This window comes from Shewanella hafniensis, assembly GCF_019655335.1.
GTDB lineage: Bacteria > Pseudomonadota > Gammaproteobacteria > Enterobacterales > Shewanellaceae > Shewanella > Shewanella hafniensis.
Map to the genome: position 1 here is coordinate 39,320 of NZ_BPFD01000021.1, position 18,927 is coordinate 58,246.

Genomic DNA, 18,927 nt, shown 5'->3' on the forward strand with positions numbered 1-18,927 from the left:
TTTTGTGATTGTATAAACTTAATGACACTCGTCTTATTCAAATACCACAACCGCTAGGCTAAATGATTATTGAATAAATTCGGGTGTAATTACCAGTATCAATTGCCCAGACTAAGGTGGTTTTGCCTGCTGCAACGTCAATTTTTGCCGGTGGCGCTTTATCTAACTGCAAAGTGTACTCACCCGCACTCAAATAACGCCGCCCGATCTGTGCTTGTTTAGGCAGCGTCAGCCAACTACGGCGATCCGCTTGCTCTGTTACTACGTTAAAAATCTGCATCGCAATACTGCCAATATCGGCGGCATTGTTTCCGGGTCTGCCACTCTTCTCAACCTGATAGGCCATCTCGGATTTGGCATAGACCCTTGCGACTTGGCGAACCAAGGTTGCGGGCAGATCTTCCTTGAGTGCTGTGATGGCTAAGGCATCAATATTGGCAATAGGTTCAGTTTTCAGCACTGTACCTAAACCTTGCACTTGCGTCTCTGGCACAAAAGTATTGTTTGGCATGTAAGTGGCTAGCGACACGGTTTGCCAATTGCCATGGATAGTAAAAGGCACTGTAAGTGCCTGTTTGGCCGGAACAAAACCGCGCTCGACCATCAAAATCACTTGGCCATCTTTGGGATTAGGTAATTTAGCATCGCCCCAACGGCGTTTAAATTCGTCATATTGTGGCATGCCAAGTTGTTTGGCGAGGCGCACCAGATCTTGCTGTAAATAGGTGTTGTTTGGGGTGATTTGTGCCGCTTTACGATAATCAATATAGGCATCGTTTGGCTCACCTAGCACTTCATGTAGTACGCCTGTGGTGTAATAGCTGTAAGCGTTTAAGAAAGAACTCGTCACAGTGCCTGCGGCTTGACCTAGCTTGTTGACCTCGGCATCGATAGTCCCGTTCGCCATGGCTTGTACTGATTTTTGTGATTTTTGATAACGCTCTTGTTCGCTGCTTTGTAACTCGTTACTGCGACGAACTTCGACTAAAGCGCCTTGGTAATCGCCACTAAACAAATAGTTTAGCGCTTGGTATTGGTGCAGCATGATGCGTTCATACCCTGGCCCTCGGTACGGAATCGCATTATCGTTTAACACTAAGCTGCTGGCTGTGGCACCAAGGTCGCTGACACTGACTTTGGCCTTATCATCAAAGGCGGTATAAGCATCGACCGCTTGTTGATAGTATTTTTTACTGGCCGCAAAATCACCGGCGACTTGAGCAATACGGCCCGCTTCTTGAGCATAGAGTAGGCCATCGTTGCCATTGATATTGCTGGCAAGTTTGTCGATACCAGCCAAGGGAGCTGCACTATTCAACTCTTGTTTGAGCGGTTCAATCTGTGAAGGGTAATTAATAAAAATACTGTTGTAGGCGCAGCCCGATAAACTTAACACCAACCCCATTGCCAAAGCGGGTGCGATAAACGCGCGAGATAAAGGTGTAACCAAAGACAGTTTCATTATTGCGCTTCACCTTGTTCGATGGACTTGGCTGAAATCGACTGAGCCTGTTCTGGCATACGTGAACGCTCGAGTAAGGTGATCCCTTGTAGGTGATCAAATTCGTGTTGAAAAATCCGCGCAATAAAGCCTGTTAATTCGGCCTGTTGCCACTCGCCTTGTAAATTCTGGTAGCGCACTTCAATGGCTTGATGTCTTAGTATGTTAAATCTTTGGCCGGGAACGGACAGACAACCTTCTTCGCCGCCGACTAAGTCACTCGATGCATGAATGATTTGCGGATTAACCACGACTACAGGCGCCATATTGGGTGCGTCGGGATAACGTTCATTAGGTTGAGAAGCCATAATAAATAAAGCTAAGGGACTGTGAACCTGTGGCGCCGCGATGCCAACGCCTTTGGCGGGTTCCATGCTGGCAGACATTTGCTCTGCAAGGTGCGCGAGCTCGGCATCGAAATGATGCACTGTAATTGCAGTCTGCCCTAGGATAGCTTCACCCACTAACGCTATGGGTAATAAAGGCGGGGTTTGTTTTGGCATCAAATGTTTAAACATCGCATTCCCTGGATATTTTGCGGTAACCGTCTTTGAATCAAAGTCGTATTTTAAAGCGTCAGTATTTAGTAATGTGGCGGCGGCGTTTCTTCAGCCTGAGTCGCCATATTACTTGGTTCCATATCTTGTAGCTTACCAATCAGTAAGTGAATTTGGTGTTGTTGGTGAGCCACGAGTCGATTTAATTTGATCACTTCTTGGTTTAATTCTTCGACTGTGAGCTCTTGAAAAGCCAATTTGGTTTCTAGATCTTCAATCTGTGCTTGTACGCCTTGCATGACTAACCTCTATTGCTGCCAAGTCTCAACTAAGCCTTGGCTACTGATACTAACGACTTTATTGGTATCTCGAATTGCCACAGAGTATACAACGGCTCCTCGATTTTGGCTGTTTTTAGTGAGTGCAACCTGCCATTTTTCGATTTCTTTACCCGAGTCGCGTTGCCACAGTATGACTTCCCGCGCCGGCGTTCCCGTTAATATCTGGCTGTCTTGTTTGATAAACCGCACCGCGGAAAAGTTCATCTGACGACGTGTAATATCTAACTGATTTAAAAGCTTGCCGCTGGTGTTATCCCATATCTTTGCTTCATTGGTGCTGCCATTGGTAAAACTTAGCGTACCACTGTCGTTAAGCGCCACTTTAGTGATACGGCTGCCTAAGGTCCAAGTATGAAGCGGCTGACCGGTTTGCGCCTGCCAAAGAATCGCCTGCATATCATTCGACCCCGTTAATGCTAAACGGCCATCTGCGGAGAGTGAAACGCTATTGACGCGATCTTTATGTCCCAGAAATTTGATTAAGGCACTTTGGGCGGCATTGAGTGACATGACGGAGCCATCATTTAAACCAATGAGTAGCGCGCCATTATCGGCTACCGCCACGCTTTCACCGGATGATGGCAAGGACCACCAACCCAAGGATTTTCCGTCGGCTATTCTCCACATGGCAACTGAATCTCGGCTTAACGATGCTGCAAATAGTCCGTTGGGCGAAATCGCTGTACCTGTGACGCCAGTATTGATATCGCCATGTATCCATTGGTATTTAAGTGTATGAGTGCTGAGATCCCAGCATTGAACTCCACTGCTTTGGGTGGCGACTAAGGCAAATTGTCCATTGCTTGATAGGCTTGCGCTATAGCTAGGTTCAGTGGTGAGAACGCTAATGTCTTCCGCTTTAGGATGGCAAGCTGTCAGAAAAATTGTGCAAATTACCAGCAGTAGATTTTTCTTCATGAACTTGCTCCCTAAGTTGCTGTCTTTAGACTTGATCAAGTGACATTAATCACTGTTAACCCATAAAGAATCTAGTTGGTATAACCGAGATAACTAGTATAAAGTTGTCACGCTTAGGTTATTGTAACCGCTTGAGGATGCTGAGGAAGCTTTAATGAAATCGATTTATAAATTATCGTTAGTTGCATTGGCCGTTATTGGCCTATCTGCTTGTAATCAAGAAGAAAAAGCAGCTGCTGCGAGTACAAGTGTTGAATTAACGACAGAAGCTCAAAAAGAAGCTTACAGTGTAGGCGCTTCAATCGGTCGTTACATGTCAGGTCATATCAAAGAGCAAGAAGAATTAGGCCTGCCAGTTGATCGCACTCTGATTGTCACTGGTTTCACTAATGGTCTGAATGACCAATTAAAATTAACCGAAGAAGAAATGCAAACCATTCTTCAAGGTCTAGATAAAAAGTTAAACGATAAACGTCAGGAACAAGCCACTGCGATTTCTGCTAAGAATATCGAAGATGGTAAAAAATTCCTTGAAGAAAACAAAGCTAAGACTGGCGTAGTGACCACTGAATCAGGCTTGCAATACGAAGTATTAACACCTGGTACTGGCGAAAAACCTGCTGCTGAAGACACTGTAGAAGTGGATTATGTAGGTACGTTAATCGACGGTACTGAGTTCGACAGTTCATACAAACGTGGTCAAACGGCTAAGTTCCCACTGAATCGCGTGATCCCAGGCTGGACCGAAGGCGTACAATTAATGCCAGTTGGCGCTAAGTACAAGTTTGTTATTCCTGCAAACTTAGCCTACGGCGAGCGTGACACTGGTACTATTCCACCCAATTCCACACTGATTTTTGAAGTTGAATTGAAATCAGTTGAGAAAGCATCTGCAGCGCCAGCCGCTGAACCAGCAGCTAAAAAGTAATGAATTAACTGCCGCGTTTATTACGCAGTAAGTGAAATACCGCTCCTAAATGAGCGGTATTTTTTTGTCTGTAAAAATCACATTATAGTTTTAATGCTTAATTTATTGCCTTGCTATACAAGGTTTACAGCCTTAACTCATGTTTAATTTTATATAGCAATCGTCAATCTCTATCGGCTATTACAATGGATGGTATTAATCATTAACGTTAGCTCGCTTTAGCGTTGGTTTTATTTCAAAATAATGAAGGCTAAATTACGTTTTAATGATATCTACTATCTTTTAAAGCGCCGCATTCTTTACATTTTATTGGGTATTGCATACCGATAAAAGTCATTAAAATATCACATTAAAATATTGGTTATTATTTGTACTCGCCAGTGCTTTGGCTGAGCTTGGGTGTATTACTCTTACTGTTTGTTTTTATTTGGCTAATACTTTCGAATTATTACCTTGTTCTTCTGTGTGAACAGTGCTGTGTCCATAATCATTTACTCATCAATGTGTTACATTGGTAATGTGCGATCTTGCCCTCTTTTTTTACGCATTCAACTCTGAAATAATCCGCCCGCACGTTAATAGAAGTTAGCGGCAATATTATAATAATGGGGTTGATGATATGGATAATGTTAATAAGTTAACGGCTATTTCTTTAGCTGTCGCAGCGGCTTTACCTATGATGGCAAGCGCTGATGTGATGATTACCGAATATGTTGAAGGTAGCTCAAACAATAAAGCGATTGAACTCTATAACGGCGGCGATACGGCAATTGATCTCGCGGGTTATAAACTGGTTCGTTATAAAGATGGTGCAACTGTTGCGTCAGATATGGTGGCATTAGATGGCCAATCCATTGCGCCTAAAACGGCTAAAGTGATTTTAAATTCTAGCGCTGTGATCACGCTTGACCAAGGTGTTGACAGTTACTCTGGCAGTTTAAGTTTTAATGGTGGTGATGCGGTCGCACTCGTTAAAGATGATGCGGTTGTCGATATTATTGGCGATGTGCCTACTCCTGCGGGTTGGGGATTAGACGTTACCTTAAAACGTAAATTAGATGCGTTAGTGGCGAATACAGTATTTAATGCCGCCCAGTGGGAACAATTACCTAAAGATACCTTCTCAGGTTTAGGTTATCTAGAAGCTCCAGCTGAGCCTGAAGTACCTGTTTTTAGCTGCAGCGGCGCTAAAATAGTGCCTATTTATCAAGTGCAAGGTGCGGGCGAGTCTAGCCCTTACGTTCCAGAAGGTGCATTTGAGTCTGAGGCTGAAGTGACTGTGCGCGGTGTCGTGACTGCCCGTGGCGAAAGCTTGTTTAAAGGTTTTTATCTGCAAGAAGTGAAAGGTGATAACTCACCGTATACCTCTGATGGTGTGTTTGTATTCTTAGGTGAAGCGGCGCCTGAAGCAATTCAACCTGGGGTTGAAGTGTGTGTGCAGGGTAAAGTGAAAGAATACTTTGGCTTAACTCAAATCGATATTAAAGCCGATAAGAAATTTGAAGTCGGCGCTAAGGGTGAAGTCCCTGTTGCTGCGCCTTTCTATGTCGCCGATGGCGAAACCTTAGCGCAAGCATTAGAGCGTTATGAAGGCATGAATGTGGCTTTAGATGCGGGCAGCGATCTTAAGATCAGCCGTACCTTCAGCTATGATTACGCTGGCCGTCGCAACAACATGTTAGTGTCTTATAAAGAACCGCTAATGAAGTCGACACAGCTTTATCCCGCGCTTTCTGCTGAAGCGACTGCGTTAGTTAAATCTAACCTCGAAAACCAACTCTTTATCGAATCTGATTACAAACCTGCAAATGGTGTAATTCCATATTTCCCTGATTTCAATGTGGAAACTGGCTATATCCGTGTGGGCGACCAACTGACTAACCTGCAAGGTGTGATTGGTTACAGCTACGGCGCTTATCGTTTAGTGGCAACTAACACTATTACAGCGGGTGATTTTATCCGTGGTGATGACAGAACTGATGCCCCAAGCGTCGCCACTAAGGGCGATCTACGTGTGGCTAGCTTTAACGTGCTCAACTTCTTTAACGATGTTGATGGTGGTGATACCAATCCATCAGGTAGTAATCGTGGCGCGCTAACGCTGGAAGAAATGGTGCTACAACGTACTAAAATCGTTAGCGCTATTACTGCCATGAACGCCGATATCGTCGGTCTGATGGAAATTGCCAACAACGGTTTTGGTGAGAAGAGTGCGATTAAAAACTTAGTCGATGCACTGAACGAGAAGCAAACGCCTGAAAATGCTTATAGTTTTGTTGAAATCACCGATGCCGACAAGTATGACGGCAAGTACTTTGGTACTGATGCTATCACTGTCGGCATGTTATACCGCGGTGGCAAAGTGACCTTAGCGGGTGCTGCGCAAGCTATCGATACTCCTGAGCAACATGCCAGTGCTGGCAGCGTGACTCGTACTAAAGATGGCAAAACTGAGACTAACCCAGGTAACGATGCTTACCAACGTCACAGCTTAGCGCAAACTTTCAAAATTCATGATGAGTCGCTGACCGTAGTTGTTAACCATTTGAAATCTAAAGGCTCAGGCTGTTTAGAAGATTGGGCAAACTTCGAAGAGTCAGTCGATCCTGCCGATCAACAGGGTAAGTGTAATGCGTTCCGCGTATCTGCAGCCAAAGTTTTGGGTGAAACGCTAAAAGATGTGAAAGGCGATTTACTGATCATCGGTGATATGAATGCTTACGGTATGGAAGATCCTATCCGTGTGCTGACCGATTTTGATGCGAGCAAGTCAGATCGTGACATCATGACCGCGTCGTGGACAACGCTCGATGGCAAAGTATTTGAACGCCAAGGCAGCAAGATTGAAAAAGGTTATGGCCTGATCAACTTGAACACAAAAGCCCACGGTACAGGCACTTTCTCTTATAGCTATAACGGCGAGCTAGGTAACTTAGACCATGCTTTAGCCAATGCTAGCTTAGCTAAGCGCTTAGTGGATATTGAAGATTGGCATATCAACTCAGTGGAATCTAACCTGTTTGAATACGGTAAGAAATTCTCTGGGGATCTGGCTAAATCTGAAAATGCGTTCTCTGCATCGGACCACGATCCTGTGATCGTTGCCTTAAGCTACCCAGCGCCGGTTGTGCCACCAAAACCTGAGCCAACGCCTAAAGATGATGGCGGTGCTTTGGGTTATTTAGGTTTAGCACTGATGTCTTTGTTTGGTTTACAACGTCGTCGCCGTTAACCTGTGTAACGGGTGCGCTCACAAGTGTTATTTGTGAGCTAGACTGAAATGAAGGGATGGTTCGCCATCCCTTTTTTAGCTGTTTTTTTTCAGTTTTTATTAGGAGTGAGTATGGATACAGTCTCAAATCCGCTGAAAACCATTAAAGCGAAGGCGCCACTGTGGTTTTACTTTGTCGCAACGCTCAGTTTATTGTGGAATATCATGGGGCTGATGGCCTTTGTGATCCAAATGACCATGACGCCGGATGCCTTGGCGCAAATGAGTCCAGATCAAATCAAACTCTATGAGACCACGCCGGCTTTAGTTGATGCGGTATTTGGCTTTGCTGTGGTGTCGGGCGTTCTGGGCTGCCTATTGTTGTTATTGCGAAAATCCCTTGCCTATAAAGTGCTGGTTGCCTCACTTATCGCGGTTTTGTTGCATATGAGCTATGTGTTTTGCATTCAACAAGCGGCTGTGGTGCTAGGAGCTGACGCATTAATCATGCCGAGTGTGGTGGTGTTCTGGGGATTGTTTCTCGTCTGGTTTAGTCGGTTGAGTATCACTAAACAATGGTTAGTTTGAGTCTTATTTTTGCTGAGATTGACGGGACTGGCTTAGCGTAAAACTAGTTGAACTTCATCCACTTCGCAGTAAACTGCTGATTGGTTTTATTGACTAGGAAGTTGCAATGAGTATTTGGTTTAGAGCTGTCACGTTAGAGGATTGCGCGCGTTTAGATGCCGGTATGGGCGGTAAAGGCACCTTGATGCAGACCTTAGGAATTGAGATCAGTGAGATTGGCGACGATTACATGAAGGCCACTATGCCAGCGAGCCCTGCGGTGCATAACCCTTTGGGGATAGTCCATGGCGGCGCGAATGTTGCGCTTGCTGAAACCGTTGCCAGCTATGCAGCAAACTTTGCGGTGGATTTTGAGCAGTACTATTGTGTCGGCCAAGAAATTAACGCTAACCACTTACGGGCTTCCCGTAATGGGCTATTAACCGCCACGGCTAAGCCTATTCATTTAGGAAAACGCAGCTCTGTATGGGAAGTGTTAATCCATAACAGCGCCGGTGAACTGACTTGTATTTCACGTATGACGGCGGCTGTCGTTAAACGTTAAGTGCTAAGTGCTAAGTGCAATAGCCCAGCCTATTTCCTGTGGTGTGAATGGCGTATCAATCGTTTGATTTAAATAATATATGAATAAGGATTGGATATGGATAACGCGACAATTTGGGAATGGGTTGGTTATTTAGCGTCTGTGGTCGTTGCAATATCACTGATGATGTCAAACATCAAAAAACTGCGCTGGTGGAATCTTATCGGTGCGGCATTATTTGTGGCCTACGGCGTGGCAATTGGGGCTTATCCTGTTGCCTTAGTTAACTTTTTTATCGTACTGATAGACACTTATTATCTGGTTAAGCTTTACCGCGAAGCCGACTCACCCGCCAGTTAATGGCAGCGCATTATCTTTCTCTGCTTTTTTGTACCGCACTCAGCTTTACAGTAATCTGCTTCATCCCTGCGAGCAGCCATTTGGTTTTTCAGCCGCACCTTAGTGATGTGAGCGGACCATTGGCTGTGAGTCCGCGCAATCGGTTATCGACTTTGCTATGTTTCTTTTAATCTTTTTTATAGATTGCATGAATCTAGTTTAATCGTTTTATTATTTGGTGGCGATTCTCTATTCTTGCTCCATCGACAACACGTCGCCAGCCAAGGAGATACACCATGGCCACCATTTACGATTTAATTGAAACCTGGTTAACCAGCAATCAAGACTAAGGAGCAGGGCATGAGTCAACAACATCAAACAAGTCAGTACTTAACGAGCCAAAACGGCGCCCCAGTGGCCGACGATCAAAACTCACTGTCGGCGGGTGAACGTGGTCCTCTGCTATTACAGGATTGGCATTTAATTGAAAAGTTAGCCCATTTCAACCGTGAGCGTATCCCTGAGCGTATCGTGCATGCCAAAGGTACTGGCGTTTACGGCACATTTACCCTGACTAAAGATTTAAGCGATTACACCATTGCCGACCATTTCAATGGCGTTGGTAAGCAAACTGAAACCTTCATTCGTTTCTCAACCGTCGGTGGAGAAATGGGTTCTGCCGACGCAGAGCGCGATCCACGCGGTTTTGGTTTACGTTTTTATACTGCCCGTGGTAATCACGATATCGTGGGTAATAATACGCCGACCTTTTTCTTGCGAGATGGGATTAAGTTTCCAGACTTTATCCATACGCAAAAGCGTAATCCTAAGACAAACTTAAAAGATCCGCAGGCTATGTGGGACTTTTGGTCATTGAATCCTGAAGCTATGCATCAAGTGACCATTTTGATGTCGGATCGTGGTATTCCGGCGAACTACCGTCAAATGCACGGTTATGGTTCACACACTTTCTCGCTGTGGAATGCCAAGGGCGAGCGTTTCTGGGTGAAGTTCCACTTTAAATCCCAGCAAGGTGTGGTCAACTTAACCAATGAACAGGCTGATAAATTAAAAGGGATCGATCCCGATTCATCGCAGCGCGATATGGTGGTGGCGATTACTGATGGTAACTTCCCGCGTTGGACGGTTAATGTGCAGATTATGCCTGAGGCAGATGCCAATACTTACCATATCAATCCATTTGATTTAACTAAGGTTTGGCCGCATAGCGACTATCCATTACTTGAGATTGGTGTATTAGAACTGAATCGTCTGCCACAAAACTATTTTGCTGAAGTTGAGCAAGTGGCATTGGCACCGAGCAATTTGGTCCCAGGCGTCGGGGCTTCACCCGACAAGATGTTACAAGCGCGTTTATTTGCCTATGCCGATGCCCAGCGTTACCGCATTGGTGCTAACTACAATCAATTGCCAGTGAACTGCCCGCATGCCGCTAAGGCAAATCATCATCAACGTGCAGGTGCGATGGCGGGCACACAATGCCCTTACCATGGTAGCCAAACGGGTGGCGACGCTTCGGCAAACTATGGCCCGAACAGCACTGCTGATGCCTTGGTTGAGCCAGTAAACTTTAGCGAACCACCATTGCGTTTAGAAGGTGAAGCGGCGCGTTACAGTCGTTATAACCAAGACGATTACACCCAAGCGGGTAATTTGTATCGTATCTTCTCTGAAGCGGAGAAAGCGCGCTTAGTGGCAACAATTTCGGGTTCATTAAGTCAAGCGAGTTTAGATGTGCAGCAACGTATGGTGGCGCATTTTACTCAAGCCGATGCGGATTACGGTCAACGGATTAAAACGGCATTAGGCTTATAAACTGCGTTTCTAAGCCGACACTGTTTATCTCAATACAACCGTTGTAAGTAGAAAGGCCAGTGATGTTTATCACTGGCCTTTTTGTTGCCTTAATTCAATATGATCAATGATCTAGAACAGTAGTGTTGCTACGCCTAACAGTGCGAACAATACGGCGCAGCCACGGTGTATCCACAACATAGGCAATTTTTCGGCGCTGAAGTGACCTGCGATCACTACGGGTACGTTGGCAAGCAGCATGCCTAAGGTTGTACCTGCCACCACCATAGTTAATGAATCGTATTTTGCGGCTAACACTACCGTTGCGATTTGGGTTTTATCCCCCATCTCGGCGATGAAAAACAGGATAAAGGTGGCGAGGAAGGGACCCATTTTGTAGAAACGGCTCTCTTCTGCATCGACTTTATCGGGGATTAACACCCAAAGAGCGATCGCGAAGAAGGACGCAGCCACTAAATAGCGGGCAAGATCTGGGCTGACCCAGTTAATCGCCCATTGGCCAATCCAAGCGGCGGCAAAATGGTTGAATAAGGTCGACAGCAAAATACCTAAAATTATGGCAGTTTTGTTTTTAAATCTTGCGGCAAGAATTAGTGCAAGCAATTGAGTTTTATCACCAATTTCGGCAATAGCAACCGTAAAGGTTGAGGCAAGTAGGGCTTCCAAGTGTGATCCTTTAGGGGTGGTTAAGACATAAGCACAATAAACCGTCCACCCCTAGGTGCAGTTATTGTGCTCAGGTCTTGCTGGGCAAATCGATGATTTGCTGTGAACACCATGGCGTGTGGCCAAGTATGTTGATGTTCACCCTAGATGACGATGGTTCGACATCCAGTTAGCTACTCCCCCGAAGCGAGGTGGGCATTATACCTAAGTGAATTTCGGTTTCAAGCACGAGTTTATTACAGTAGGCATGAATGAATGTTTGACGGGTGTCAGAATAATACCGCGCGACATTCTGTAATTATATGAATATAAATGGATTATTTTTTGACAGCGTTGTCTTTTGTTGCTAATTTAGCCAAGTCATTTCTACCTGATTACATATTGTTAACTCGTAGTGATTCGATGACACCTACCGTATTTGGCAAACTAATTGAAAAGTTAGGACGCAAAGCTTCCGGTCTAAGGTTGTAAATGGATTTTTTAGTGAACTAAGATAGCGGAGTTGCCGCAGAATTCGATTTCTGTGAAAGATAAACGACTGCTGTTTAATGCTGTTGTTTGCCCAAATACCACTTTTATACCTAAGCCCAAGCCAATACTGGCAAAGATGGGTGCAAATGGAGTGCATTAAAGTGGCAAATCCTACTGTTTTTTCCCCTGTTTCTAAATTGAGTTTATTGGCCGCCGCAGTGATGGCAGCCAATGCGTTTGTGAGTATTTCTGCACAGGCGCATGGTTATGTTGTGGCACCTGAATCGCGTTCATATGCCTGTAAAACAGGTAAAAATGCCAATTGTGGTGCGGTGCAATGGGAGCCACAAAGTGTTGAGGGGCCATCGGGTTTTCCTGAATCAGGTCCTGCTGATGGCAAACTGGCGAGTGCTGGCAATGGTGCTTTTTCACCTTTGGATGAACAAAGTCCGAGCCGTTGGGCAAAGACGGATATTAAATCGGGCTGGAATAAATTCAGTTGGCAGTTCACAGCAAATCATGTCACCCGTAATTGGCGTTATTATTTAACCCGCCAAGATTGGAATCAAAACCAAGCTTTAAGCCGTGCGAGCTTTGACTTAGCGCCATTCTGCGTGGTCGATGGCGGCATGGTGCAGCCACCTAAGTTAGTGACCCATGACTGCTATGTGCCAGAAGGCCGCAGCGGTTATCAAGTGATTCTAGCTGTGTGGGAAGTGGGTGATACCACTAATAGTTTCTACAATGCTATCGATGTAAATTTAGGCTCGGGTCCTGTCGTACCGGGTGAATGGCTCGATGTGGGCGATATCAATCCGTCACTCGATCTCAAGGCGGGCGATAAAGTGATGACCCGAGTGTTCGATGCCAATGGTGAGCAACCGGCTAAGCAAACAGTGATTACCATTAACGATGCGACTCAAGGTGATAAACAAAATTGGCCTTTCCTATTAGCGAGCGCGATTAATGCCCAGCAGTCTCAGTTAAAAGCGGGACAAAAAAATGCATCAGGTGTGATTGAGCCTGTGTATGGCAAAAACGACATTTTTACTGCGACAACTTCAGGTATTGAGCGTGTCGAAGTGGGATTTGATCTGGCGCCCGCACCGGGCAATAGCTTAGAAGTCACTTCACTTGCCGATGATTATCAAATTATCGACGGCGCAGCGCAGGTTCGTTTTGACGTCACCAGCAATGCTGAAATGTTAGTGTCAGCGTATTTGTTTAACCACGATGGCACGGCAGCCGGTTTTGTCAGTCAAACCGTTAACAATACCAGCGCGAGCTTAGTGTTAGACGTGGTTGCGCCTAAAGCTGGACATTATCACTTGCAGGTTAAAGCTGAGCCTAAACAAGGTGATGTTATTCAGCAGAACTTTGATCTTTTCTTAAAGGATCAAGCACCAACGCCGGAAGCGGATTTTGTTTTCCCTGAAGGGGTGAAAGGTTACGTTGCAGGCACCACAGTGTTACAGCCTAAAAATGGCAAAGTGTATCAATGTAAGCCATTCCCCTATAGCGGCTATTGCATGCAGTGGTCGGCTTCTGCCACAGGATTTGAGCCAGGTGTTGGCGCTTCTTGGGCTATGGCGTGGACTGAGCTGTAAATTAACATCTTGAGTTAATCGATTCTCAACATGATGTGATTGGGCTTAAACACAGCGAATATGTTTAAGCCCATATTCAGCGCGTTCGCGACAGTCAAAATATACGTTTTACCTCGATTCACCCACAATGCGGCATCCCACGTATTTCCAACAAAGGTAGCGATTTTGTTGGCTTGTATGTTTTCGTTTACCACAGCGCTATTAAGTTGTTACCGTACAGTGCGCGACTTATCTTTGTTCACAACTGGCTTGCCCACTGGGTTTGGCTCTGTTAATGTCCCAAACTATCTATTTTACCTATGTTGTTATTAGGATTATCACAATTGAAAGTCATGCCACTTTTATGCAACCGATTTAGTTAGCCTCAATGGCGACTGGGTTGAAATATTCAAAAGCTATTGGGGCCAATTGATCTGCAGGAATGAGATCCGATTGGATGCTTTTTGAAGCTGCTTTAAGTGATGTGTTGCTTATTTCGATTTAAGACGCAAGGCTTTATCGGTTCAAATCTTACTCAAATAAAATAATAATTAATCATTGAACAGGACTATTGTGTGAATTCAAAAATGTTAGGCTCGATCGCCATCGTTGCCGGGACGGCCATTGGCGCAGGTATGTTAGCCTTACCTTTAGCCACCGCGGCTTTAGGTATTATTCCAGCGTTAGTATTACTCGTTGTTATTTGGGGCGTTTCTGCCTATACCTCATTATTGATGCTCGAAATTAACTTACGCACTGGCGTGGGCGATAACGTGCATGCTATTACGGGTAAATTACTGGGTAAAAAAGGTCAAATTATTCAAGGAGCTTCTTTCCTGAGTTTATTGTTTGCCTTGACCGCGGCTTATCTCACAGGTGGTTCTTCGTTATTAGTGCTTAAAGCGAAGAACATGTTCGATATCGTGCTCGATAATCAAGCTGCGGTATTGTTGTTTACCTTAGTGCTGGGTGGATTTGCGGCGCTTGGCGTAGCTTGGGTCGATAAAGTGTCCCGCTTCCTGTTTTCGTTAATGATTTTACTGCTGGTGGTTGTGGTGTTATTTCTCCTGCCTGAAGTCAGTATTGCCAGCATGGCAACGGGCGCGATTGCCGAGTCGATGACCAGCAGTTGGATGGCGGCGATTCCCGTAGTGTTTACTTCGTTCGGTTTCCACGTTTGTATCGCCACTTTAGTGCGTTATCTGGATGGCGATGCAGTTTCGCTGCGCAAGGTATTGTTAATCGGCTCGACGATTCCACTGGCTTGTTATGTGCTTTGGTTGTTGGTGACCCTAGGCACAGTCGGTGGCTATGAAGTCAGTGGTTTCGAAGGTTCATTACCGTCACTGGTGACGGCATTGCAGGATATTGCCCATACGCCTTGGATCAGCAAATGTATTTCGTTATTCGCCGATTTAGCCTTAGTGACCTCATTCCTCGGGGTGACCTTAAGCCTGTATGACTTTGTCGCCGAGTTAACCCGTGCTAAAGAGACGTTTGCTGGCCGTATACAGACCTGGTTGTTAACTTTCACTCCGCCAGTGTTATGTGCTCTGTATCTGCCAGAAGGTTTTGTGGCGGTACTGGGATTCGCGGCCGTGCCATTGGTGGTGATGATCATCTTCTTGCCAATCGTGATGGCATTGCGTCAACGTCAAACACAACCGGGCGGTTATCAAGTGTCGGGTGGTTCTATAGGCTTAGTGTTGGCAGGTTTGTTAGGCGCTGTGATTGTGGGTGCCCAGCTATTTGTTGCTATTTAGCGGCTTAGTATTTAATCCGTGGCTAGCGTCAGTTTTGTAGCGAACGCCGCAGGGTAACGCTGATGGAATCTAGCTGATGGAATGTATTTGCTTTGTAAGCGAATTTTTCCGAGTCTGTTATAGAGTGTATCCGATGTGATAAAGTCAGGCCCCGGCCTGACTTTTTGCTTTTTAGGTTTTAAAGCGAGTGATGCTGGTTTTTAATACAGTGACTTAAGATAAAAACAACACGACTAAAACGAGAACATGGCCCAGCTTGCGCGTGGCTTCATTCACATAAAACGGACTTAACACAATGAAAAAATGGTTACTCACAGTTGCCGTAGCCGCCAGTTTTGGCGCTCAGGCTGACGAAGGTATGTGGCAGCCCCATCAACTGCCTGCTATGGCCGATGAGCTAAAAGCAAAAGGGCTAGAAATTGATGCCAAATCGATTTCTAAACTCACCGAATTCCCGATGAATGCCGTGATCAGCCTTGGTGGCTGTACTGCGTCATTCGTATCGCCAAAAGGCTTAGTGGTCACTAACCATCACTGTGCCTATGGTGCGATTCAATACAACTCCACCCCAGAAAAAAACCTGCTGCAAGATGGTTTTTTAGCTAAGACCTTCGCCGATGAATTACCTGCCACACCGGGTTCACGTGTGTATGTGACCGAAGATGTGACCAATGTGACCGAGCGCGTAAAAGGCGGGCTCGAAGGTAAAGTGGGCAGTGCCTTCTATCAAGGCGTTGAAAGCCAAGAAAAAGCCTTAGTAGCTGAATGCGAAAAAGAAGACGGCTACCGTTGCCAAGTGTATAGCTTCCACGGCGGCCTTGAATATTATCTGGTTAAACAACTGGAAATCCGCGATGTACGTTTAGTCTATAACCCAGCCGCGAGCGTGGGTAAATACGGCGGCGATGTAGACAACTGGATGTGGCCACGTCACACCGGTGATTTCTCTTTCTATCGCGCCTATGTGTCTAAAGCGGGCAAACCTGCCGATTTCAGTAGCGATAACGTGCCATACGAGCCAAAAAGCTTTTTAAAAGTATCGGCTAAAGGCGTGAGCGATGGTGATTTTGTCATGGTGGCTGGCTACCCAGGTCGCACCAACCGATATCGCACTGCCAATGAAGTACAAAATCAATTCGAGTGGGCTTATCCAGAAGGTAAGTTATTGCGCGAGCGCTTTATTGAGATCATTAAAGATACCGCGCCAGAGGGTAGTGACGAACGTATTAAGTACGAGAGTCAAATTGCTAGTCTTGCAAATTACGCGAAAAACTTCACCTCGATGATCGAGTTTTATGGCAAATCCACCATGTTGACGGATCGTAAAGCCCGCGAAGCAGAGCTTGCAGCGTGGATAGCTAAAGACAGCGGCCGTGAAGCGAAATACGGTAAAACCTTAGCGGAATTAGACGCGTTAATTGCCAAGAGTAAAGCGCATCAAGAGCGTGACATGATCTTAAGCTACATAGGTAGCACGACAATGTTGCCAACGGCGCGCAGTTTGTATCGCTTAGCGAACGAGAAACAACTGCCGGATATGCAGCGTGAACCAGGCTTCCAAGAACGTGATATGACTCGCCTCAAAGCGAGCATGGAGCGTATCGACCGTCGTTATGCGCCAAGCGTCGATAAAGCCGTGTTGTTCGATATGCTGAAACGCTACGCCGCACTGCCAGAGGACAAACGTCTACCCGCATTGGATAAAGCCTTTGGTATCGATAAAAAGTTCAACGAAGCTAAGCTTTCGAAAACCTTAGACAAAATGTACGCCAAAACTGAGTTAGGCAAAAAAGACGTGCGTCTGGCGTGGATGGATAAATCCGTTGCCGATTTTAAAGCCTCTAAAGATCCTTTCATTCAATTCGCCGTGGCTATGTATGACACAGATATGGCAGAAGAAAAGAAAGAAAAAGAACTGGATGGCGAGCTGATGAAAGTGCGCCCGCAGTACATGGATGCCATCATTGCCTACAATCTTGAGCAAGGTAAACCTGTGTATGCCGATGCAAACTCTAGCCTGCGTGTCACTGTGGGTCATGTGAAAGGCTACTCGCCAAAAGACGGTTTAGTGGCTGTGCCATTCACTCGCCTTGAAGGCATAGTGCAAAAGGACACAGGTGTTGATCCTTTCGATGCGCCGAAGAAAGAGTTAGAGCTGATCAAGCAGAAGCAATACGGTGATTTCTATGTGAAAGCCATCGATTCTGTGCCGGTTAACTTCCTGTCGACGTTAGACACAACCGGCGGTAACTCAGGTTCACCCACCTTAAACGGCCGCGCTGAATTAGTCGGTCTGCTGTTCGATGGTGTGTATGAAAGCATTATCGGCGACTGGGCATATGACGATAACATCAACCGTTCAATCCAAGTGGATAGCCGCTATATGTTGTGGGTCATGAAGTATTTAGATCATGCCGACAACCTGTTAGCCGAGATGGAAATCGTTAAGTAATCTATTGCCGCACCAGCGATGGTGCGGCAACTATCATTGCCTAATGCTTGTGTCGCATTATTTACGTGATAACTAGCTAGCGAACGCAAGATAATCAAAAGCGATAAGCCAACGTGGTTTATCGCTTTTTTGTTTTCGGAGATTTGAAAGCGTTTCGAGTGAACTAATGGATAAAACCATTGTATTAATGTAAGCGTATAGCGGAGGCGGAGCCATGGCATTGACTCGCCGACACGCAGCAAGTCCATCCTTGGATGCTCGACCGCCCCGTCCATGGGGCGGACGGTCGTCTCGCCAATTACCATGGTTCTCCTGTTTAACATTGGTGTGGCCTGTTTGTTTTAAAGAAGATAGGTGACTCGTTTGGGGACAATTTCGTGATAGCAGCTTTGCTAAATTAGTCATTTATGAATTTTTGTGTATTGAAAAGTTTCTTAAGTCACTGTCTAGTTTTGGTGGTGCAGATAAAAAATGATTTGATACCTCCTTCAATACAAAGCCCTTTGTTCTGGTCTAATCCCATCGGACACTTAATTTTGAGACAGTATGGTCAATAAATTAAGAGGTCTATATGAGTCTGAAGAAATCACATAAAAGTTATCCGCAGGCATTTAAAGATGAAGCCGTCTTGATGGTGCTAGAACAAGGTTATAGCGTTGCCGATGCGGCAAAGTCTCTTGGAGTTAGCACGAGCCTGCTTTACAACTGGAAAGAAAAACACGAAGCCCTGAAACAAGGTGTCACCTTAGAAGAGTCTGAGCGGGATGAGTTGAAGCGATTGCGTAGAGAAAACAAAGAATTGCGCATGGAGAAAGAAATTCTAAAAAAGGCCAGCGCCTTCTTTGCGAGAGAAATGAAGTAAGATTTCGTTTCATCAAACGGCAATCCAACCTGTTTCCCGTAGCACTGTTATGTCGAGTAATGAGTGTAAGTAAATCAGGTTATTACGATTGGCATAAGCGCCCTGCAAACGTGATAAGCCTTGAAACACTGAAGCTTTATCGCCTTGTTCGACAGCTATTTAAGCAAAGTCGAGGCAGCTTAGGGAATCGTGAAATGGTGAAGAAATTGCGCAAGGAAGGCTACCAGGTTGGTCGCTATCTCGTTCGTAAAATTATGCACCGCCTTCGACTTAAAGCAACCCAGCGACGCGCTTACAAGGTGACTACGCAGCGAAAACACTCAGATGCAGTGGCAGATAACCTGTTAAACATGAACTTTAACCCAGTATCGGCTAATCAGGTTTGGGCGGGTGACGTGACCTATTTAAAGACGGGTGAAGGCTGGATGTATTTGGCTGTGGTGAT

Annotated in this window: 14 protein-coding genes, 1 pseudogene and 1 riboswitch; of the genes and pseudogenes, 10 read left to right on the forward strand and 5 right to left on the reverse strand. The window is 45.5% G+C overall.

Features of this window, described 5'->3' with window-relative positions; genetic code table 11:
• Nucleotides 1-58: 58 nt before the first annotated feature.
• From K5Q99_RS08565 to K5Q99_RS08580, 4 genes are all read right to left on the reverse strand, one after another.
• A complete protein-coding gene (locus K5Q99_RS08565; RefSeq protein WP_106651461.1) occupies nt 59-1,462 on the reverse strand; it encodes a COG3014 family protein in 1,404 nt (467 codons plus the stop codon).
• Nucleotides 1,462-2,019 (reverse strand): peptide deformylase, encoded by a 558-nt coding sequence (gene def / locus K5Q99_RS08570; RefSeq protein WP_220776614.1) that lies wholly within the window; start codon nt 2,017-2,019, stop codon nt 1,462-1,464. Before def ends, K5Q99_RS08565 begins: the two co-directional genes overlap by 1 nt.
• Nucleotides 2,020-2,084: 65 nt before the next feature.
• Entirely contained in the window at nt 2,085-2,297 is a 213-nt protein-coding gene (locus K5Q99_RS08575; RefSeq protein WP_106651459.1) for a SlyX family protein, read from the reverse strand.
• A gap of 9 nt (nt 2,298-2,306) precedes the next feature.
• Nucleotides 2,307-3,257 (reverse strand): WD40 repeat domain-containing protein, encoded by a 951-nt coding sequence (locus K5Q99_RS08580; protein WP_220591001.1) that lies wholly within the window; start codon nt 3,255-3,257, stop codon nt 2,307-2,309.
• Between the two features lie 154 nt (nt 3,258-3,411).
• Between K5Q99_RS08580 and fkpA the strand changes: the two genes are divergently transcribed.
• From fkpA to katB, 6 genes are all read left to right on the forward strand, one after another.
• Nucleotides 3,412-4,185: an FKBP-type peptidyl-prolyl cis-trans isomerase gene (gene fkpA, locus K5Q99_RS08585; RefSeq protein ID WP_220591000.1), complete on the forward strand. Its 774-nt coding sequence runs from the start codon at nt 3,412-3,414 to the stop codon at nt 4,183-4,185.
• A 619-nt stretch (nt 4,186-4,804) separates the two neighbouring features.
• On the forward strand, nt 4,805-7,417 hold the full coding sequence (gene exeM / locus K5Q99_RS08590) for an extracellular exonuclease ExeM (RefSeq protein ID WP_220776615.1): 2,613 nt from the start codon (nt 4,805-4,807) through the stop codon (nt 7,415-7,417).
• Between the two features lie 111 nt (nt 7,418-7,528).
• Nucleotides 7,529-7,984, forward strand: a complete 456-nt coding sequence (locus tag K5Q99_RS08595; RefSeq protein WP_220776616.1) for a hypothetical protein — start codon at nt 7,529-7,531, stop codon at nt 7,982-7,984.
• Between the two features lie 106 nt (nt 7,985-8,090).
• Nucleotides 8,091-8,528, forward strand: coding sequence for a PaaI family thioesterase (locus K5Q99_RS08600; RefSeq protein WP_006080418.1), 438 nt, complete (start codon nt 8,091-8,093; stop codon nt 8,526-8,528).
• A 96-nt stretch (nt 8,529-8,624) separates the two neighbouring features.
• A complete protein-coding gene (locus K5Q99_RS08605; RefSeq protein WP_006080419.1) occupies nt 8,625-8,867 on the forward strand; it encodes a YgjV family protein in 243 nt (80 codons plus the stop codon).
• A gap of 339 nt (nt 8,868-9,206) precedes the next feature.
• Entirely contained in the window at nt 9,207-10,682 is a 1,476-nt protein-coding gene (katB, locus tag K5Q99_RS08610) for a catalase KatB (protein WP_106651453.1), read from the forward strand.
• Between the two features lie 111 nt (nt 10,683-10,793).
• On the opposite strand, the gene K5Q99_RS08615 is transcribed toward katB, so the two are convergent.
• Entirely contained in the window at nt 10,794-11,348 is a 555-nt protein-coding gene (locus K5Q99_RS08615) for a TMEM165/GDT1 family protein (protein ID WP_106651452.1), read from the reverse strand.
• Between the two features lie 410 nt (nt 11,349-11,758).
• Nucleotides 11,759-11,858: riboswitch (cyclic di-GMP riboswitch) on the forward strand.
• Nucleotides 11,859-11,980: 122 nt separating this feature from the next.
• On the opposite strand from K5Q99_RS08615, the gene gbpA reads away from it, so the two are divergent.
• From gbpA to K5Q99_RS08635, 4 genes and pseudogenes are all read left to right on the forward strand, one after another.
• Nucleotides 11,981-13,426 (forward strand): N-acetylglucosamine-binding protein GbpA, encoded by a 1,446-nt coding sequence (gene gbpA, locus K5Q99_RS08620; protein WP_220776617.1) that lies wholly within the window; start codon nt 11,981-11,983, stop codon nt 13,424-13,426.
• Nucleotides 13,427-13,992: 566 nt separating this feature from the next.
• Nucleotides 13,993-15,168 carry an aromatic amino acid transport family protein gene (locus tag K5Q99_RS08625; RefSeq protein WP_220776620.1) on the forward strand — a complete coding sequence of 392 codons (1,176 nt, stop codon included), beginning with the start codon at nt 13,993-13,995 and terminating at the stop codon, nt 15,166-15,168.
• Between the two features lie 295 nt (nt 15,169-15,463).
• On the forward strand, nt 15,464-17,620 hold the full coding sequence (locus K5Q99_RS08630) for a S46 family peptidase (protein WP_220776618.1): 2,157 nt from the start codon (nt 15,464-15,466) through the stop codon (nt 17,618-17,620).
• Nucleotides 17,621-18,191: 571 nt separating this feature from the next.
• Nucleotides 18,192-18,927: pseudogene (locus tag K5Q99_RS08635) on the forward strand (IS3 family transposase); the annotation flags it as partial.

Excerpts from the sequence above, each read along its gene's own strand:
- K5Q99_RS08565 (WP_106651461.1), bottom strand. The coding sequence starts at position 1,462 with ATGAAACTGTCTTTGGTTACACCTTTATCTCGCGCGTTTATCGCACCC.
- def (WP_220776614.1), bottom strand. The coding sequence starts at position 2,019 with ATGTTTAAACATTTGATGCCAAAACAAACCCCGCCTTTATTACCCATA.
- K5Q99_RS08575 (WP_106651459.1), bottom strand. The coding sequence starts at position 2,297 with ATGCAAGGCGTACAAGCACAGATTGAAGATCTAGAAACCAAATTGGCT.
- K5Q99_RS08580 (WP_220591001.1), bottom strand. The coding sequence starts at position 3,257 with ATGAAGAAAAATCTACTGCTGGTAATTTGCACAATTTTTCTGACAGCT.
- fkpA (WP_220591000.1), top strand. The coding sequence starts at position 3,412 with ATGAAATCGATTTATAAATTATCGTTAGTTGCATTGGCCGTTATTGGC.
- exeM (WP_220776615.1), top strand. The coding sequence starts at position 4,805 with ATGGATAATGTTAATAAGTTAACGGCTATTTCTTTAGCTGTCGCAGCG.
- K5Q99_RS08595 (WP_220776616.1), top strand. The coding sequence starts at position 7,529 with ATGGATACAGTCTCAAATCCGCTGAAAACCATTAAAGCGAAGGCGCCA.
- K5Q99_RS08600 (WP_006080418.1), top strand. The coding sequence starts at position 8,091 with ATGAGTATTTGGTTTAGAGCTGTCACGTTAGAGGATTGCGCGCGTTTA.
- K5Q99_RS08605 (WP_006080419.1), top strand. The coding sequence starts at position 8,625 with ATGGATAACGCGACAATTTGGGAATGGGTTGGTTATTTAGCGTCTGTG.
- katB (WP_106651453.1), top strand. The coding sequence starts at position 9,207 with ATGAGTCAACAACATCAAACAAGTCAGTACTTAACGAGCCAAAACGGC.
- K5Q99_RS08625 (WP_220776620.1), top strand. The coding sequence starts at position 13,993 with ATGTTAGGCTCGATCGCCATCGTTGCCGGGACGGCCATTGGCGCAGGT.
- K5Q99_RS08630 (WP_220776618.1), top strand. The coding sequence starts at position 15,464 with ATGAAAAAATGGTTACTCACAGTTGCCGTAGCCGCCAGTTTTGGCGCT.